This window comes from Streptomyces mutomycini (genome assembly GCF_001700505.1).
GTDB lineage: Bacteria > Actinomycetota > Actinomycetes > Streptomycetales > Streptomycetaceae > Streptomyces > Streptomyces mutomycini.
Map to the genome: position 1 here is coordinate 1 of NZ_MAPV01000105.1, position 15,327 is coordinate 15,327.

Annotated in this window: 16 protein-coding genes and 1 pseudogene; 6 read left to right on the forward strand and 11 right to left on the reverse strand. The window is 69.6% G+C overall.

Going from position 1 to position 15,327, the window contains the following annotated elements:
- A pseudogene (locus tag BFF76_RS16240) lies at nucleotides 1-258 on the reverse strand (plasmid transfer protein TraA); the annotation flags it as partial.
- A 284-nt stretch (nucleotides 259-542) separates the two neighbouring features.
- Here BFF76_RS16240 and BFF76_RS16245 point away from each other — a divergent pair.
- The 4 genes from BFF76_RS16245 to BFF76_RS16260 all read left to right on the forward strand — a co-directional run bounded on the left by BFF76_RS16245 (nucleotide 543) and on the right by BFF76_RS16260 (nucleotide 3,159).
- Nucleotides 543-1,295, forward strand: coding sequence for a GntR family transcriptional regulator (locus BFF76_RS16245; RefSeq protein ID WP_065848478.1), 753 nt, complete (start codon nucleotides 543-545; stop codon nucleotides 1,293-1,295).
- Nucleotides 1,296-1,349: 54 nt separating this feature from the next.
- Nucleotides 1,350-1,583 carry a hypothetical protein gene (locus BFF76_RS16250; RefSeq protein ID WP_065848479.1) on the forward strand — a complete coding sequence of 78 codons (234 nt, stop codon included), beginning with the start codon at nucleotides 1,350-1,352 and terminating at the stop codon, nucleotides 1,581-1,583.
- A 512-nt stretch (nucleotides 1,584-2,095) separates the two neighbouring features.
- Complete coding sequence (locus BFF76_RS16255; protein WP_065848480.1) at nucleotides 2,096-2,893, forward strand: ParA family protein; 798 nt, start codon at nucleotides 2,096-2,098, stop codon at nucleotides 2,891-2,893.
- Nucleotides 2,890-3,159 (forward strand): hypothetical protein, encoded by a 270-nt coding sequence (locus BFF76_RS16260; RefSeq protein WP_065848481.1) that lies wholly within the window; start codon nucleotides 2,890-2,892, stop codon nucleotides 3,157-3,159. The genes BFF76_RS16255 and BFF76_RS16260 overlap by 4 nt, the downstream gene beginning before the upstream one ends.
- Before the next feature lie 40 nt (nucleotides 3,160-3,199).
- On the opposite strand, the gene BFF76_RS32695 is transcribed toward BFF76_RS16260, so the two are convergent.
- On the reverse strand, nucleotides 3,200-3,496 hold the full coding sequence (locus BFF76_RS32695) for a hypothetical protein (protein ID WP_141695613.1): 297 nt from the start codon (nucleotides 3,494-3,496) through the stop codon (nucleotides 3,200-3,202).
- Nucleotides 3,497-3,816: 320 nt separating this feature from the next.
- Between BFF76_RS32695 and BFF76_RS16265 the strand changes: the two genes are divergently transcribed.
- The gene (locus BFF76_RS16265) at nucleotides 3,817-3,999 is read left to right on the forward strand and encodes a hypothetical protein (RefSeq protein ID WP_065848482.1); all 183 of its coding nucleotides are present in this window, start codon (nucleotides 3,817-3,819) and stop codon (nucleotides 3,997-3,999) included.
- A gap of 793 nt (nucleotides 4,000-4,792) precedes the next feature.
- The gene (locus BFF76_RS32990; protein ID WP_167359500.1) at nucleotides 4,793-4,945 is read left to right on the forward strand and encodes a hypothetical protein; all 153 of its coding nucleotides are present in this window, start codon (nucleotides 4,793-4,795) and stop codon (nucleotides 4,943-4,945) included.
- Nucleotides 4,946-5,305: 360 nt separating this feature from the next.
- Here the strand turns inward: BFF76_RS32990 and BFF76_RS16270 are convergent, their stop codons facing one another.
- From BFF76_RS16270 to BFF76_RS16310, 9 genes are all read right to left on the reverse strand, one after another.
- On the reverse strand, nucleotides 5,306-7,168 hold the full coding sequence (locus tag BFF76_RS16270; protein ID WP_065848483.1) for a relaxase/mobilization nuclease domain-containing protein: 1,863 nt from the start codon (nucleotides 7,166-7,168) through the stop codon (nucleotides 5,306-5,308).
- Entirely contained in the window at nucleotides 7,165-7,551 is a 387-nt protein-coding gene (locus tag BFF76_RS32995) for a hypothetical protein (RefSeq protein WP_065848484.1), read from the reverse strand. Before BFF76_RS32995 ends, BFF76_RS16270 begins: the two co-directional genes overlap by 4 nt.
- A gap of 1,116 nt (nucleotides 7,552-8,667) precedes the next feature.
- Complete coding sequence (locus tag BFF76_RS16280) at nucleotides 8,668-10,023, reverse strand: protein rep (RefSeq protein ID WP_141695614.1); 1,356 nt, start codon at nucleotides 10,021-10,023, stop codon at nucleotides 8,668-8,670.
- Nucleotides 10,024-10,658: 635 nt separating this feature from the next.
- Nucleotides 10,659-10,958 (reverse strand): hypothetical protein, encoded by a 300-nt coding sequence (locus BFF76_RS33340; RefSeq protein ID WP_065848486.1) that lies wholly within the window; start codon nucleotides 10,956-10,958, stop codon nucleotides 10,659-10,661.
- Complete coding sequence (locus BFF76_RS16290) at nucleotides 10,955-11,281, reverse strand: RRQRL motif-containing zinc-binding protein (RefSeq protein ID WP_065848487.1); 327 nt, start codon at nucleotides 11,279-11,281, stop codon at nucleotides 10,955-10,957. Before BFF76_RS16290 ends, BFF76_RS33340 begins: the two co-directional genes overlap by 4 nt.
- Nucleotide 11,282: 1 nt before the next feature.
- Nucleotides 11,283-12,380, reverse strand: coding sequence for a hypothetical protein (locus BFF76_RS16295; RefSeq protein ID WP_065848488.1), 1,098 nt, complete (start codon nucleotides 12,378-12,380; stop codon nucleotides 11,283-11,285).
- 2 nt (nucleotides 12,381-12,382) lie between these two features.
- On the reverse strand, nucleotides 12,383-12,865 hold the full coding sequence (locus BFF76_RS16300; RefSeq protein WP_065848489.1) for a hypothetical protein: 483 nt from the start codon (nucleotides 12,863-12,865) through the stop codon (nucleotides 12,383-12,385).
- Nucleotides 12,866-13,032: 167 nt separating this feature from the next.
- Complete coding sequence (traB, locus tag BFF76_RS16305) at nucleotides 13,033-15,057, reverse strand: plasmid transfer protein TraB (RefSeq protein ID WP_065848490.1); 2,025 nt, start codon at nucleotides 15,055-15,057, stop codon at nucleotides 13,033-13,035.
- A gap of 14 nt (nucleotides 15,058-15,071) precedes the next feature.
- Nucleotides 15,072-15,327 (reverse strand): hypothetical protein (locus tag BFF76_RS16310; protein ID WP_420877214.1); only part of this gene is annotated, 256 nt, incomplete at its 5' end.

A 15,327-nucleotide genomic window follows, 5' to 3' on the forward strand; every position in this document is an offset into this window, starting at 1 on the left:
CCGCACGTGGTTGCAGTAGTTCCGGACGTCCTCAGCCGAGTTGAACTCGGGCTCCCCGAGGATGAAGTGCGACCGCCCGGCGGCGCCCGCCGTCGTCTGCGTCGTCGTCTTCGTCCGGTTGATCGTCACGTTCACGGGCGGGACGAAGCTGCCGCCCATCGCACCGACGAATCCGCCGGCCGCCGCTCCGGCGTTCGCGAACTTGCTGCTGTTGCTGCCGTGGGCCCCTGACTGCGGGGGAACGTTCGTAGTTGCCATGCTGGTCTCGCCTCCGGGTGGTCATGTCGCTCGGGGGCGGGCCTGTCCGGCTGCATCCGGGCGGGCCCATTTCCGTGGTGACCGCGATCACTCAACGGCCAACACCTCGAAGTTAAAGACCTCATGACGGTCTGTCAATACAGACGCCATCTGTTTGGTCAGAGGGTTGATTCGAGACCCGACAAATGGGAACGTGAGCACTGTCAAGACAGACGAGACGCTGGATTGACACGGGAGTCACACAAGCTGACAAACGTACGTAAGTGCTACTAAAGGGGTTTGACGTGGACGCGAACAGCATCGCTGCGGACATCCGGGCAAAGATCGTCAGCGGCGAGTACCCGCATGGCAGCCGCCTCCCGACCGTCCGCGAACAGGTCGAGCGCTACGGGGTAAGCCAGCAGACCGCCTCGGCCGCATACGCGACGCTGGCCGCTCTCGGCCTGGTCCGCACGGACGCCCGCAGCGGAACCAAGGTCGCGGCGGGTCGTCAGTCCGATGCGCACCTGGGCACGTTCGCGCCGCCGGACCTCACAGCGGCGACCGCGTGGAAGCCGACCAGCACCGGCGAGGCCCGCGAGGAGACCACCCTTGTCCGCCAGGCCGACGCGCCGCAGACGATGGCCGACTGGGGGATTCCGGCAGGGTCGACCGTGGTGGAGCGGACGCGAGTTCGCTACGTGGACGACGTGCCGGTCCAGCACAAAGTCACAGTGATGCCGTACGAGGTGGCGGCCCGCACCCCGGAGGGCTACGAGGGCACACCGCCGATGCTGACCCCTGCGGGCGAGGAGTCGCCCAAGGCACCAGCCGGAGTTCGCGCGGCCGACTGGCTCGGCTGGGACACCGCCCACACCGAATGCATCATCACCACCGAGCCGATGGACCCGGCAGCCTGCGAGGCGCTCGGAGTCGCCCAAGGCTCCCCCGGTTTCCGCATCGTCGGCATCAGCCGGGACAGCAACGGCGCCACCGTGTTCGTCACCATCACCTCGGCCCAGCTTCACCACCGAGTGACCCTCGGCATCATCGGCTGACCCTCCCGCTCCGAGGGAACCGCACCACCCACACCGCAACCAGCAGGGGGAACCATGCTGATCGACCCCGTACCCACCGGCCCCGTCCAAACAGAGCCCCGGGGTTTCGTCTCCGCACCGGACCAGCAAGACCAGCTGCTCGCCGTGCTCGCCGACGCCGGGGTCGAGCTGGGGGAGTACGACCACCGCATCGCGGAATGGCTCACCCGCTCGCCCGGCCAGGACTGGGGCACCGTCGCCACCATCGCCTCATGGGTGAAGCGAGCAGCCGACGCGACCACCACCTGAGCCGCCAGACAGAAGGCCCGCCCCACACGAATGGGGCGGGCCTTCCTGCTGTCCAGCATGCCGTGGGAGGGGCGCCCAAACTCCGTAATCCTCCGTGGCCTACCCCCGGGCGACTGCGACGAGCGTGGGGGTGTGAAAGACGGCTGGCGGCGAGAGGGGTGGGGTCGCGGGGCGTCTCACGGCCGTCTGCCGGGCGGTCACGGGGTCGGCCGCCGTACTCCCGCCGTCACGGATGCGGGCGCGTGAGGAGACCACCCAGCCAGTCGTGGCGGGCGGGGAGCAGCTGCTGCCGCGATCGGGCCGGGACCGGCGGAAGACGCCGAAGGCTTCGGTGCACGTTTCGTGCCGACTGAGGAGCGTGTCGTTACGTCATCCCGTGCCGGGAGCCCCCGCGGCTGACCGGTCCGCCGGCCAAGCCGACCGCAGGCAGGCGACAACAGCTAGCTGGCTAGCTGGCATGCTGGCGAGCTAACAAGCTGGCTCGCTCGCCAGCACATCAGCAAGGAGGAGCGATGGCGCGACGTGTGGCGTTCGTGAACAACAAGGGCGGGGTGGGGAAGACAACCACGACCGTGCGGCTGGGGGAGGCGTTGGCGAAAGCGGGCTTCCGGGTGCTGATCGTCGACCTGGACCCGCAGGGCAACGCGTCTCGTCGGCTCGGCTGGGCGTACAACGCCGACGTTCCGCAGCTCACCATCTCCGAGGCGATCCAGTCTGACCGCGAGGGCGTCGCGACCCAGGTGATCCAGCCCATCGGCTGGGATGTCGAGTACGCGAGCCGGATGGCTCTGTGTCCCGCGCGGCTGGAGCTGGAGAACCGGATGGCGGAGGCCGGAGTGGCCGGCGCATGGCGGCGGCTCGCCAAGGCGTTGGACGGCGCCGACGACACGTTCGACTACACGCTCATCGACTGCCCTCCGTCGTTGTTCCACCTGACCCAGCTCGGGTTGGCGGCCGCGCACTACGTGGTCGCGGTGACCGAGCCGGAGTACGACTCGGTGGAGGCGACCACCCGCGTCCGGGACTTCATCGGAAAGCGGGCCGCGGATCTGGCCAACCCGGATCTGGAACTGGTCGGCGTCATCATCAACGCGATGCAGAACCTGGCGTCGCACGCTGCCCAGCGCGACAGTGTCCGGGAGCTCTTCGGCGGTCTGGTGTGGGAGCCGATCGTGAAGCACCGCTCGCTCCTGGTCGACGCGGACGGCGATGAAGTACCGCTCACCGAGATCCGCGGTGAGAAGGCGGGCGAGGTTCGAGCGGCCTACGAGCTCCTGGCCCAGCGCTTCGTGAAGGCGGTGCCGGCATGACGAGGCGCCCCCGGAAGACGGTAACCAGCGGCGCCTCCAACTCGGCGCTTACCCCGAACACCGAGCCGTTGCGCGTCGGCGACGAGACGGCCGCCCGACCGGCAGCGCCGAAGGCAGAAAAACGGGTCCGGGCGCCCTTCGGCTCGTACCTGCCGCCGGAGCTCCAGCGGCAGTTCAAGGCGGCCTGCGTCCTTCAGGGAATCGAGATGCAGGACGCCCTGGAAGAGGCCATCCAAGGATGGCTCGCCAACAACTCAACCAGCTAGCTGGTTAGCCAGCAAGCTGGCTTGCTGGCTAACAGCCTGGTCAGAACAGCGGCTGTTCTTCACTTTCAGCAAAGTCACGTGATCTTACCGGGCGATCATCACGTGACTTTGCTGGTGCTTCATCACGTGACTTTGCTTGATGCGAGAGGGCGACCGAGACAGCAACGTTCACGATGCTGCGGGTCCGGCGGGACTCGTACGCGCGCTGCCGGCAGTTCCGGCCGCAGTAGATCCGCGGCTTCGTTCCGAGTGACGGCGGCACCGGCTTTTTCTGGCACTGCTGGCACAGCAGCACGCCGTTCTCATCTCGTGGCGCTGGGGAAGGGATTTCCGTCATGGGCCGACCGTATCGGCCGTGCCATGAGACGGGCCGTATCGGGCCCGACAGCATCCCCGACACGATCACCGACGCCATGAAGCCGACGCGCAGGAAGCCGTTGCGCCCCAGGGACATCACTCGGACGTTTAGGAGGTTTCCGATTCTGTCTGGTGGTCTTTCGAACGTCCCTGGGCGCTGGTCCTGTCTTTCGCGCGTCGAGCCCCGCGAAGGGGCGGAGGCCGATCTTGCGCAGCTAACCCCCCGGTCCTCCAACCTGCTCTCGCCGCTCCGGTTGTCCGGGACGGGAGGACTTTTTTCTACCTACGGAGGACACACCCATGACCATCGACCCGACGCTTCTCGTGCTGCCGCTCATCCTCGTTGTCGGCATCGTCTTCGCGGCTGTCGTCTGCATTGTCGCCCTGTGCCGTGCCAACCGCTCCGACACCGTCGCCGTCGTACGCGCCCTGCCCGAACTCGCGGCCACGTTCCTCCGCTACCGACGTCGCTCGCGCCGATGACGACCAGGGCGTCGAGGAGGGGACAGACCCCGGGCCCCGATGCCGGTCCTCTGGTACACGACGACGTCATTCACCGGCACGAGTCGGGCCGCGCGAACGCGAAGGACCAGTACGGCATCTTGTGGAACTACACCCGAAAAGCGGGATAAACCAGGCATCCGTCCCCGGTTTTCCAACGCGCGACCGTACCCCGGAGTGCCCGCCGGTTGTCACCTGGGGTCCGTAGAGTGAGCGGGCACGAAAAAAACGAAGAGAGACCCACAGCAAGGCCGTTGCTTTGGCGGGCTGGCCTTCACCGCGGATCTCTCCCACGTTTTGCGTCCTGCTGGTGCCCCACCCCTGTGACAGGAAGGAGAGTCATGACGCCCTACGAAGTTATCTCACTGGTCTGACGCCAGTCCCGCGACGGCTCTGATCCGCAGGGTCTGGTTTCCAATCGATGCGCACGGCCTCTGGTTCCGTGCGCACAAAAACGGAGTAGTCAGTGTCCAGTAACAAGCATGGTGGCGTTCTATCTGCGCTGGTCGCAGCGTTCGCCTGCTACATCGGGTACGTCCATCCGAGCACGGTGCCGGCACTCGGCCTCGCGGCAGCAGTCTGGGTGGGGATGTACATGTACCTGAAGGAGTAACCGCAACCTGTGGTCGACCTCATGGACCACACCAAGCGGGGTGTCCTCTTCACGAAGGGCCCGTCCTGACGGCGGGCCCTTCGTCATGTCCACCTACGTCAAGGACCACAAGGACGCCAAGTTTCCATCTACCTCAAGGACTCCGAGCTGGATCCGTCGCAGATGCACGGGGAGATCGAGATCCACATCATCGAGAAGGCCCCAGTCGGGATCGACATCATCATGAAGAGCAGCGGCGACATCGGCGCCAACGAGTTCTTCACCTCCGGTAAGGCGTGCATGTACGTGCAGAAGTTCCGTTTGATGACTCGCTGACGCACACCTATGCATCACGATCCGGTGGGCCGTCAGACTCCTCGCATGAGCACCACACGTCGCCCTTTGGGGCGTGGCCCGGAAACCGGGTTGTCGACGAGTTCGAGCAGCACCTTGCCGCGTCTCCTTCCCGCTGAGCGGGCTGTGGCCGATGCAGGGGTTGAGCCTCTGGACGCGCCGCTTCGAGGGCTGCGGCGGGCACTCGGGCTGGGGGTGTCCCGTGCTGCGGACGACGGGGATGCGGGGGCGGTGTCGCCCGGCGCGACCGGTGCCAGCCACGACGATGCCGTGGCGCGCCGGGTGATGCCGACCTAAGCGGGGGCCCGGGGGGTGGCGAAGCCCCCCGGCGACCGCCGGGGGTCAGCGGCTTCTTTTTGGACCTCCGGCTGCGGGTGGCCGTCGGCGTAGGTGGGCGGGCTGCTCGCCCTGGGGTCGCGGGGCCAGCGCTTTTCGGCGGTGGGTGGGCGGGTTCTCCCGGGTGGCCTCGCTGCGGGCGCGGGCCTCAGCCTTGCGCTGGTCGGCGGGCATCGTGCGGCGCAGCTCGGCCTCGTCACCGAGGAGACCGACGCGGGTCTCGGCCGTGCGGATCTGCTGAGCAAGGCGCTGGGCGCGGGCCTGCTCGCTGTCGCGGCGGGCCTGGCCCTCGTCCTGGTCGCCGCGCTGGGCGTCCGCCAGGAGCTGCGGCCACTCCGTGCGGAGCCGCGCGGCCTCGCCTTCCGCGTTCGGCAGGCCCGACGCCTCACGGGCCGCTCGGGCGGCGGTGGCCGCCTGGTGCCGGGCCTTGGCCGCCTGCTCCACGTACGCGTGGATGGCGGTGCTGGCGGTGGCGGCCTTCTTCTCCTCGGCCTTCTTGCTGGTTCCCTCCCGCCACAGCTCAAGCCGCCCAAGGCCCTTGAGCCGGTCGGCCTGACGCCAGACCTGGCGGGCAGCCTCCGCGGCTGTCTCCGCATCGCGGGCAGCGGCCCGGGCTGCCACCTCAGCGACGATGTGCGGTTCGGCGACCGCGACCTTGGCCCGGAGCTGGTGAAGGTCGCGCACCCGGCGGCCGGTGACGGCGCCGGTCGCCAGGCCGTCCCACGTACGGGCGTTGCTCTGGGCGCTCTCCATCTCGCCCTGCCAGGTGGCGACCTGGCGGTGGGCTTTCCTGATCTCGCCGGGGATCGCGTCGGTGGCCAGCTTCCCGTACGGGCGGCGGCGTTTGTCGGTCCAGGCCCGGACCGACTCCGGCACCGGCCGCGCTTCCGCCGGCACTTCCTGCCCGGCGGCCTTCGCCTTCCACTGGGCGAGGACGCGGGCGGCCGGGTCGCTGCTGAGTGCCGGGTGGTCTGCGGGCTGTGCCGTACCGCGCTCGATCCGGCCTTGGCGCAGCATCTCGGTCGCGCGGTAGACAGCGTCGGCGGTCACGGCCGGGCTGGGCCCGGCGGGAGGCTCGTCTCCGATCACGGTCTTGAGCTGGGCCCACCGCAGATCCTTCGCGACCTTCGACGCGGGTACCCACACCTGCTCGTCGGCTCCGTCCGTCCAGCCCGCCAGGGTGAGGGAGTAGCCGTTCATCCGGCCGGTGCTGGCCACGTTCGCGCGGAACTCCACCCCGGCGTCGGCGAGGCCGGACTCGAAGGCGGCGCGGCCGAGTCCGCGGCTTGCGTCTCGAACCTCGCGCACGATCCGCCGGAGCTCCTCGCGCTCGGGCGGCACGGCGGCGCCCGGGCCCCGGCGCCGGTTCGACGCCTCCAGCTCTCGGTTGCGGACCTGCGGGCCCTCGGTCCGGAAGCGCTCGCGCGCGGGGACCAGACCGTGCTCTTCCTCGAGGGCGTCTGCGCTCTCGCGGGCGCGCCGGTAGTCCCACCGGTCGGTGAGCAGCTGCCCGGACCAGTCGACGCGGGACACGGTCAGGTGGATGTGGTCGTCGCCGTGGCGGACGGCGACCCATGGGGCGGTGCCGAAGCCCATGTCGGCGACGAACTTCGTGGCGATGTCCGCCCACTGGGCATCGGGCAGGATGCCGTCCTCGTCGGGCAGGGACAGCGACGCACGCCAGATCGGGGCGGTGATCTCGGGGCGGCGCCGCGCGGTGTGGTCGATCGCCCGGGCGACCTGGAGCGGGGTTCCCGTCGTGTTGCCCGCGACGATCCGGGGGTTGATGTGCTCGTCCCTCCGGCCGGGGCCGAAGTCATAGATCAGGGCACCGACCGCCCGTTTGCCCTTGGTGATGTTGGCGATCACTCGGGATCCGTGGGCCGCATCGGGTCGATGCCACGGAGGGCCAGGGCCGCGTTACCCACCTCGAACAGGGCTGCCTCGACTGCCGGGTGCACCTGCCCGTCCTGGTGGGTGTAGCGGACAAGCTGGTTGAGGTTCGCGCCAATCCGGCACAGCTCGTCGTACGTCGCCTGGGTCACCGGATCCAGCAGGGCCGGTCCGCGCTCGGCCCCCGGGGCGGCGCCGTCGACCTCGTCCAGGACGTCCTCGACGACCGCCCGGACCCACGCCCCGAGCTCGCGCCGGCCGGACTCCTGCCGAGCCGCGTCCCACCTCTGCCGCTCGGCCTCGTTCAGCCGCACCGACACGGTGTGCCCGCGCTTCGACCCCGGCGTACCCCGTGCCATCCCTACCCTCTCGGTCGACTTCTGCGCGACCCATAGGCCGCCTCACAGTCGTACCACCTGGCCGTATTTGCACAGCCTGGGGGCCAGGGGCCCAAACCTGAAGCCACAGCCAGCATCGTCATCCCGTTCGGCACACATCAATCAACACAGGATCGATTACGAAAAGACGTTGACGCAGCATCAGGTTTTGGCTGATGATGGAAAGAGCAACAAGTCCTACGTCGTCGATGTCTCAGGAGATCGAGTAGCCCAAGTTATTAACGAGCACAATTTCAGGGGGAAGTGCGTCCCAAGGGACTGCACTTCATGACACCACACGTGTGTCCTCTCCTCATTCGAGGAAGGGGGCCTTTTTTTTTGCCCAAATTACTGACTATTTGTCTGACTTGTGAAAGAAGGTTCTAAATGACCGTGCACATCGCACCCGAGGCCATGTCTTCAAGTACACGGCCCGCACGCACACCGGCGCACCGACTCGAGGAGACCTGACCAGCGCTATCACTGCTGCGGTGGGCGTCATCGCAGCTCTTGGCCTCCTCTTGAGCTGGAACAGCACTGCCAGCCCTGGCACATCCTCTGAACCACTTCCCCAGCCGACCAGCAGCAGCACTGCAAAGCCATGACCAAGACCCGCTTCACCCTGCTGAGGCGGGCACAGCAATTGGTAGGAAGGGACGAGCGTCCAACCGCCTGTACTGCACAACGCGGAACAGCTCGAAGGACGCTCTTCCAAGTCAGAAGGCACCAGACGGTGCTGACGAACGAGCATGAGGTTGCCGGCGTCATCCATGTCCGTGACTGCCGATCTCGGAGCCCACCAACCACAGCGACTATTGCCCTCGCTGCGAGGCCCTCTGGGCCTCGCAGCGACCGCCCCCGCGGGGCGGTGTCCCCCGGCAAGCGCAGCGCAGCCGAGGGGCGAGGGCCGATAAGCGAAGCGCATCGGCATACCTCGCTGCCGAGATTTTGGCGCGGGCCGGAGGGTCAGGCGACCGGACCGCGCCTTCTCGGCCTGGACGCTCCCGCGCCCGGTCACCGGCCTCACCGACCACCGCCCGGAGCCCCCGGGCTCCGGTGCCGGCGCTTGCGTCGGCTGCCCCCGGCGGACCACTCGGCTCAGCTCGTCGCGGTCGCCAGAGCTTCGCGGCGGCGGCGGTGCAGGAGGCTAAGGAAGGTCTCGGGCCCGTCCGACTTCCGGGCTGCGTCGGCGGCGGCCTGAGCTTCCTTGCGGGCATCCCAGTCTCCGGGTGCCTGGCGGACGATCCGGTTGGCACGGCGCTCCCGGTCCTGGCGGTCGAACTCGTCGCGCCAGACCTTCATGCGGGCGGCGAGCGTCTCCCGCTCCAGGCTCTGGAACACCTCGTCGGCGGTGGGCAGGGTCCCCGCCTCGAAGACGTCGGGCTCCTGGATATCGAGTCCCCAGGTGAGTCCCCAGGTCTCGATCAGGGCGCGTACGGCGGCGGCCCCGCCCTCCTCCGCAGCGTGCAGCAGGGCCAAGGGTCGGCCCGGGTGCCGGGCGATGTAGCGGTACCAGGTCGAGGCGGGGATACGGGCGAGCGGGGTTCCGGCGGACGCCTCGTCGGCGGCAACCGTGCCGTCAGCGCGGTCGTCCAGCTCGAAGCCCATCTCCTTGAGCAGCGCGCGCAGTCCGTTGGACCAGTACAGGGCGCGGATGCCAACGGCGGCCTGGACGAACTCCTGCCAGAGCCGTACCTCGATCGGGTCGGCGTCCTGGACCGTGGCGGCGCGGGCGATCTCGAAGGGCGTGCGGTGCCCGCCCTGGCCCTGCTTGATGTCCTGCCGGGTCAGTTCCTGGGCGATGCCCCAGCGGCTCTTCCCGTCCTGGCCCTTCATCAGGTAGCGGGCGAGCTTGCCGGACTCGCCCCGGTCCGGGGCGTCGATTTTCACGGCGACGGGCTTGCCGTCCTTCTCGCTGATCTCGATCGGCATCCGGGCCCCGGCCTTGACGAGCGCGGCGGCCCAGATCTCGAAGGCGAGGTGCTGGAGCTCCTGGACCTGACCGGTCGCCAGGGGCCGGGCCAGGAACAGGAGCACGTGATAGTGGGCGTGCCACCCGTTCTCGCCGTGGGTGACCTCCCAGGCCCGGACGAAGCCGCGGACGCCGTACATCTTCTTCGCATCGCGCCAGGCCCGGCCCGCGTTCTGGCCGAAGCCGCGCTTCCATGCCTCGCGCTGCTTCTCCACCAGGTCCGCGAGCGGATCACGGCGGTAGTGGCGCATGGTGAGTGTCATCATCACCAGGCCGCAGCTCTGGCACTCCCAGAACTCCCCCACCTGCTCCAGCTCGTCCTGCCGTACGCGGCGGATCGAGGTGGAACAGCAGGGGCAGACGTGGACCGAGCCGCAGGTGACGACCCCGGCGAACCCAGCCCGCCCGTTACGGATCACGGGGGTGACGCCGCCCGCGAGGACGGAGAGCCCACAGTCCGCGAGCCGCTGGAGGCCGGACACCGGACGGAGGGCCTCCCTGAGGAGGAACGCCGCGTCGCGCGCCGCCGTGTCCGTGCCGGTCTCCGGCCGCGCGCCCGGGACGCCTCCGCTAAAGCCAGCGTCCCTTTTGCCCGCCTCGGGCAAGCCGCTGACCTGCATGTCCGTAGTTCTCGCGGTAGTACCAAGGCCGCGTCCCTTTTTGGTGCGGGAGGTGCCGCTCACCTGGCCGGAGGTGGGCAGGGCCTCACCACGCACAATTGCCCGCTTTGCCCGCTTTTTGCAGGCTTCGGAGCAGTACACACGGGGCCGCTTGCCCTTCGTGTGGACAAGCTGGGTGCCGCAGTGGCACCGAGGTCCGGCCGGGCTGCGCACGGCTGAACGCGGCGCGTCAGAAGTCGTGGGTGTTGCAGACGCCAAAGCGTCGCTTACGCTGGACACAGCGTTGGGTCCTCTGGTTCTCGTCTTAGCAGCCGGGCGGGGGACTCACAGAGCGGTTCGGATGTGGTGTCCGGACCGCTCCGCTCATTTCTGAGACTGATCCTTGCATCTGATGGGCCATTCGTTGCCCCTGCCTCGCCCGGTACCCCTGCGGCCGGTGGGATCTGATAGGTCGGAAGAAGCCCCGCGCGGCCAAGTGCCGGCGGGGCTTCAGTGCGTCAGGCCGCCGTCTCGAAGAGGCCGCTGTCGTCGGATCCGATGACCGGCTCGACGAGCACCTCCTGGGCGGTGGTCTTCTTCCGGTCCCGCTGTGCTTCATAGACGGCCCACGCTTCGGGGTGCTGCTCGAACCAGCCCTCGGCGCAGACCTTGTGGCAGGGCTCGCCCTTCTCGGACAGGAGGAGGCTGGGCTTCCCGCAGAGGACGCACGGCCGGGGGGCGCCCGTCTCCTCGGCGTCGTAGTCCCAGTGCGCGGCGCTCTTCCAGTCCAGGGCCGGGGGCCAAACCGCGGGACTCATGCCGTGAGTCCGAGGTCGGCGCACGGCGGGCAGGTGCCGAGCGAGCGCGGGATGCAGTACTCGCGGACGGTGGAGCAGGCCGGGCATGTACGGCGGGCCCGCATCATCGCTTCGAGGGTCCGCCAGCGGCCCGGGGTCATCGGCCTGATCGGACGGGCCAGGCTGACGTCGTAGAGATAGGCGAGTTGCCAGCCGCGCCGGTAGTACCGGAGCTGGGCGACGGGGTCGTGTCCGCCGGGCCGGAGCCCGGCGGCACGGAGCTGACGGCGGGTCATGAGACCGGCCGGGGCGAGCCGCTTCTGGTACATCGGGATCGTCGCCATGTCAGGCGCTCATCTCAAACTGGGGCGGCTCCTGCTCCTGGAACCGCTTGGCCACCCACCCGGTGGACCATCCGGTGAGCGCTGCGACCTGTCGCTGTGAGCGGCCCTCTCGGATGGCTTCGGTGACGGCCTGGCGGGCGTCTGTCTCGCTCATCTTGGTGGGCTTGCCATCGTCGTGAGCGGGGGTGCTCACCGTGGCGCTCACGGCCGGGCGGGGGGTGCTCACGGCCGCGCTCACGGGTGCCGGGGCGGGCCTGCGGGCCTCGGCCTCCTTACGGTCTCGTTCGGCCTTCTGCGCGGCTTCCTTGGCCTTGCGCTCCCGCTCCTGCTGCTCCTCCTCCCGGCGGCGCTCACGCTCGGCTCGGTCGGCCTCTTCCCGCCTCTGGTCTGCAGCTGCGCTCAGCCGGAGCGCCTCGCGTTCGGCCTCGGCCTCGCGCTCCTCACGGGCGAGCCGGGCCTCATGCTCACGGGTCTCCCGCTCGATCCGGGCGGTGTGCTCACGCTCCCGCTCACGCTCGGCCGCAGCCTCCAGACGGGCCTCCCTCTCTGCCTCACGGGCAGCGGTCTCGCGGGCCTCACGGTCGGCTCGCTCGGCCTCCCTGTCCGCCCGTGAGCACGCCTCACGCTCCTCGCGCTCACGCTTGCGATTCTCTGCCTGCTCACGGAGCTCGGCCTCGATGCGGGTGGTGGCGGCCGCGATCTCACGGCGCCACTTGAGCGACGCCTCGGCCACGACGATGAGCACCATCGGGGCGGCCGTGTGGACGAGCGCACCGACCCAGTCGCCCTTGAGCACAGAGTGCCCGATGTTGAGCGCGACGGAGGCACCGCCGGTGAGCACCCGCAGGGCGAGCGGCCAGCCGGTGGTGGAGCCGCCGAGCCGGGACACGATGGCGTCGACCCTGATCGAGATGACGACGGCCACGTCGACGACGAGCGGCAGGATCGGCGCCGACCACTCCCAGCCCTTCGGGGTGGACGCCTCGACGAGCGGCGTGACCGTGAAGACACTGAACAGGATGACGCCGAACACGATGACCCAGGACAAGCGGAGCACCTTCTCCGCTTGCTCGATCTGAGCCTGAGTGGAGATCTGCATGGTCACCGCCCCGCCTTCGCGCGGGAGAGCATCCCGCGGGCGGTCGCGGTGACCTCGGTGCGCTGAACGACGGTGCCCCGGTAGATGTTCGTGGTCGTGGCGGACCGGGCGCGGGCAACCGCGGATCCGGCGGCCGTGATGACGGCGGCGAGTCCGGCGAGCGGGAGCGTGACGGTGAGGACGCCGAGCAGCGTGACGGAGGCCAGGCCCTGGAGCACGAGCCAGGCACCGCAGCCGAGTCCGGTGACGCCGGCGCCGACGCCGATGCTGGCGACGGCGACCCCGGCCGCCCACTGCGGGACGATCCGGGAGTCCGGCTGCGGGACGGGAGGCGTGTCTCCGATGACGGGGAGCTCGGACCGGTCGCGGAAGCTGGTCACGAACTGCGGCTCGGGCGCCTGCTGGTACGCCTCCCGGATCAGCCGCGACGCCTCGGCAGACGCCTGGGAGTCGGTAAGGCCGGGATACTGGGGGTCGGTGCTCACGGGTTACCTCCGTGGGGATCGAGGGGCCGGTCCGGTTGCTGCCGGACCGGCCTCACTGCGTGTGCGGGGGGGGTGTGCGGCCGGGTATGCGGGGTGATTCACACGCCATGTGACGTGGGGATTCGCACTGTGCGGCTGTGCGGGGGTGTGCGGGTGTGCGGCGGCCGTCAGACCCCGGCGAGGACGGGCACGAGGCGGTAGACACCCTCTTCGCCGGTGGGGGCCAGGCGGCCCTCCTCGGCGAGGCGCTTCATCTCCTTGGAGACCCAGGAGCGGTCCCGGCCGATCTGCTCCAGGTAGGGCTTGAGGTCCTTCACCGCGACGACGCCCGGCCCGACCGAGGCGAGCATCGAAACCATCTCTTCGAGGAGTTCGCGGGCTTCCTCGGTCGACGGCTTGGCCGCCGGAATCTCGGTGTTGTGGCCGACCGCTGGCAGTTCGGCCGTGGCGTCCAGGGCGGCGTCCTCGGTGTCGACGAGCGCGGCGACCGCCTGGACGGACTCCTGTTCTTCGGACAGCACGGGCGGCGTGACGGGCGCGGCCGGGGACCCGGCGCGGGCCTGGCGGTTGGTGAAGAGGTCCCCGGCGACGCGGGCGGCGGCGCCCTCGGTGACGGGGTCGATGGGGGAGCGGACGGCCGCGAACTGCTGGACGATCCAGGCGGCGGCCTTCTCGTACACGCCGGACGGGCCGGTCCAGAAGGTGCGGGCCGGGTTGGCGTAGAGGTCCTCGTCGACTCCGGCGGAGACCATGTACACGTAGCCCTTGCGCTTGTTGCCCCACGCGGCCGGGTTGGCTCCGGCCTCCAGGACCTCCTCCGGGAGAGCGAATCCGGCGTCGTCGCCCCGGACGCCGAAGCACATAGCCGCGGGGAGCGAGGCGCGGGTGTCGGTGGAGAGCTGGTAGCCGGAGGCGCGCTGCATCGAGACGACCAGGGAGACACCGGCGGACCGGGCCTCCTGGGCAATGCCGGTGAACACGTCGTCGCCCAGGTCGCGGAGCAGCTTTGCCGCCTCCTCCATCCACGCGACGAGGTACGGCATTCCGGGGCAGCCGCAGGCGCCGGCCGAAGCGCACGAGTGCTTGGGGCTGGTCTGCTTCTGCGCGGCGGCGGGCTCCCACGCGCGGTAGCCGTGGTCCCGCAGCCAGGCGGTACGGGCGGGGATGACGGCCTGGACGGCCGCGATCATCGCCCCGGCGGAGGGGGTGTCGAGCGCGGCCCAGTCGACGGCCGGGAGCAGCGGCTGGAAGTCCTGCCCGGCCTTCGCCGCGTCGGCGAGCCACACGACGACGTCCTTGCGCGACAGCAGCTCGAAGAGGACGTCCAGGGCGCCCTCGGTCTTGCCGGAGCCGGTCATCCCCATGATGAGGATGTGGATCGCGTCCAGGACGGGCAGCACTAGGTCGGAGCCGTCGTCGTAGACGCCGATCCGCAGCGGCACCGCGACGGACTCGCCGGGGGCGAACGGGCCGGGCCACACGGTCGGGGTCTTGAGCATGTCCTCAGGCACGATGACGAACTGGCCCTTCCTGGCAGAGTCCGGGTCGTGCTGAACGCGGATGGCGGTGGTCGGGACATCGAGGGCGGACGCGATCCTCGGGATCGCCTTCGCTACGTCGTCGTTGGTGAGCTCACCGGCCGGGAGCTCGTACGGGACGGTGACCCGGTTCGGCTCCACCTGCACGTTCTTGAGCTTCGTGCGGGCCAGACCGACCTTCTCCAGCAGACCCTTGTCCGAGTCGGACGAGGCGGTGTCGGTGTCGTTGAACCGCATGACCTTGCGGATGTTCCACGACAGGGCGAGCGACGCGCCGCCCATCAGGTAGAGGTCGGGGAGCGGGCCGGACAGCGGGCCGGAGAGCGCTGCGGCGGTCACCCAGCTCGTCCCGGCCGCCACGGTGATCGCGGAGTGCAGGCGGCGCTGGGGGCCGGTCATCTTGCCCGCCCACCAGGTCGCGGCCGTCAGCCCGACCGACGCGAGGGTGAGGCCGACGCCCGCCCAAGGGGAGTCGCCCCACATGACGTTCGCGCCGCAGCCGACGAGACCGGCACCGCCAGTGACGATCCACGGGGAGGCGTAGGGCTTGGCCTGGTTCCAGAGCCAGCCGCCCTTGCCGGAGCTCCGGCGGCTGGCGTCGTCGTGAAGCACCAGGTCGTTGGTCTGATCGGCGGTCCGTGTCCTGCGTGCCATGTCGGTACCGCCTCTCAGAACTTGAACGGGCTGGTGGTCGCGGTGCGCTGCGGACGCGGGCGCATCAGGTCGGCGTACTCGCGGGTGAAGGCCCCATAGGCGGCGACCGCGTTCTTCGCCGTGGCCGTGGCCCCGTCGCCAGCCCGCTTGAGCTTCCAGGCGACTTTCTTCGCCCGGAGCTTCGCCTGGATCGGGTTGTCGCCCGGGAGTGTCTGCGCCTGCGCCAGGCGGGCTTCGAGGATCTTCGACGCCATCGCCAGCTCGATCGCC

Excerpts from the sequence above, each read along its gene's own strand:
- BFF76_RS16250 (WP_065848479.1), top strand. The coding sequence starts at position 1,350 with ATGCTGATCGACCCCGTACCCACCGGCCCCGTCCAAACAGAGCCCCGG.
- BFF76_RS16255 (WP_065848480.1), top strand. The coding sequence starts at position 2,096 with ATGGCGCGACGTGTGGCGTTCGTGAACAACAAGGGCGGGGTGGGGAAG.
- BFF76_RS16260 (WP_065848481.1), top strand. The coding sequence starts at position 2,890 with ATGACGAGGCGCCCCCGGAAGACGGTAACCAGCGGCGCCTCCAACTCG.
- BFF76_RS32695 (WP_141695613.1), bottom strand. The coding sequence starts at position 3,496 with ATGACGGAAATCCCTTCCCCAGCGCCACGAGATGAGAACGGCGTGCTG.
- BFF76_RS16265 (WP_065848482.1), top strand. The coding sequence starts at position 3,817 with ATGACCATCGACCCGACGCTTCTCGTGCTGCCGCTCATCCTCGTTGTC.
- BFF76_RS32990 (WP_167359500.1), top strand. The coding sequence starts at position 4,793 with ATGCACGGGGAGATCGAGATCCACATCATCGAGAAGGCCCCAGTCGGG.
- BFF76_RS32995 (WP_065848484.1), bottom strand. The coding sequence starts at position 7,551 with ATGGCACGGGGTACGCCGGGGTCGAAGCGCGGGCACACCGTGTCGGTG.
- BFF76_RS33340 (WP_065848486.1), bottom strand. The coding sequence starts at position 10,958 with ATGAGTCCCGCGGTTTGGCCCCCGGCCCTGGACTGGAAGAGCGCCGCG.
- BFF76_RS16290 (WP_065848487.1), bottom strand. The coding sequence starts at position 11,281 with ATGGCGACGATCCCGATGTACCAGAAGCGGCTCGCCCCGGCCGGTCTC.
- BFF76_RS16295 (WP_065848488.1), bottom strand. The coding sequence starts at position 12,380 with ATGCAGATCTCCACTCAGGCTCAGATCGAGCAAGCGGAGAAGGTGCTC.
- traB (WP_065848490.1), bottom strand. The coding sequence starts at position 15,057 with ATGGCACGCAGGACACGGACCGCCGATCAGACCAACGACCTGGTGCTT.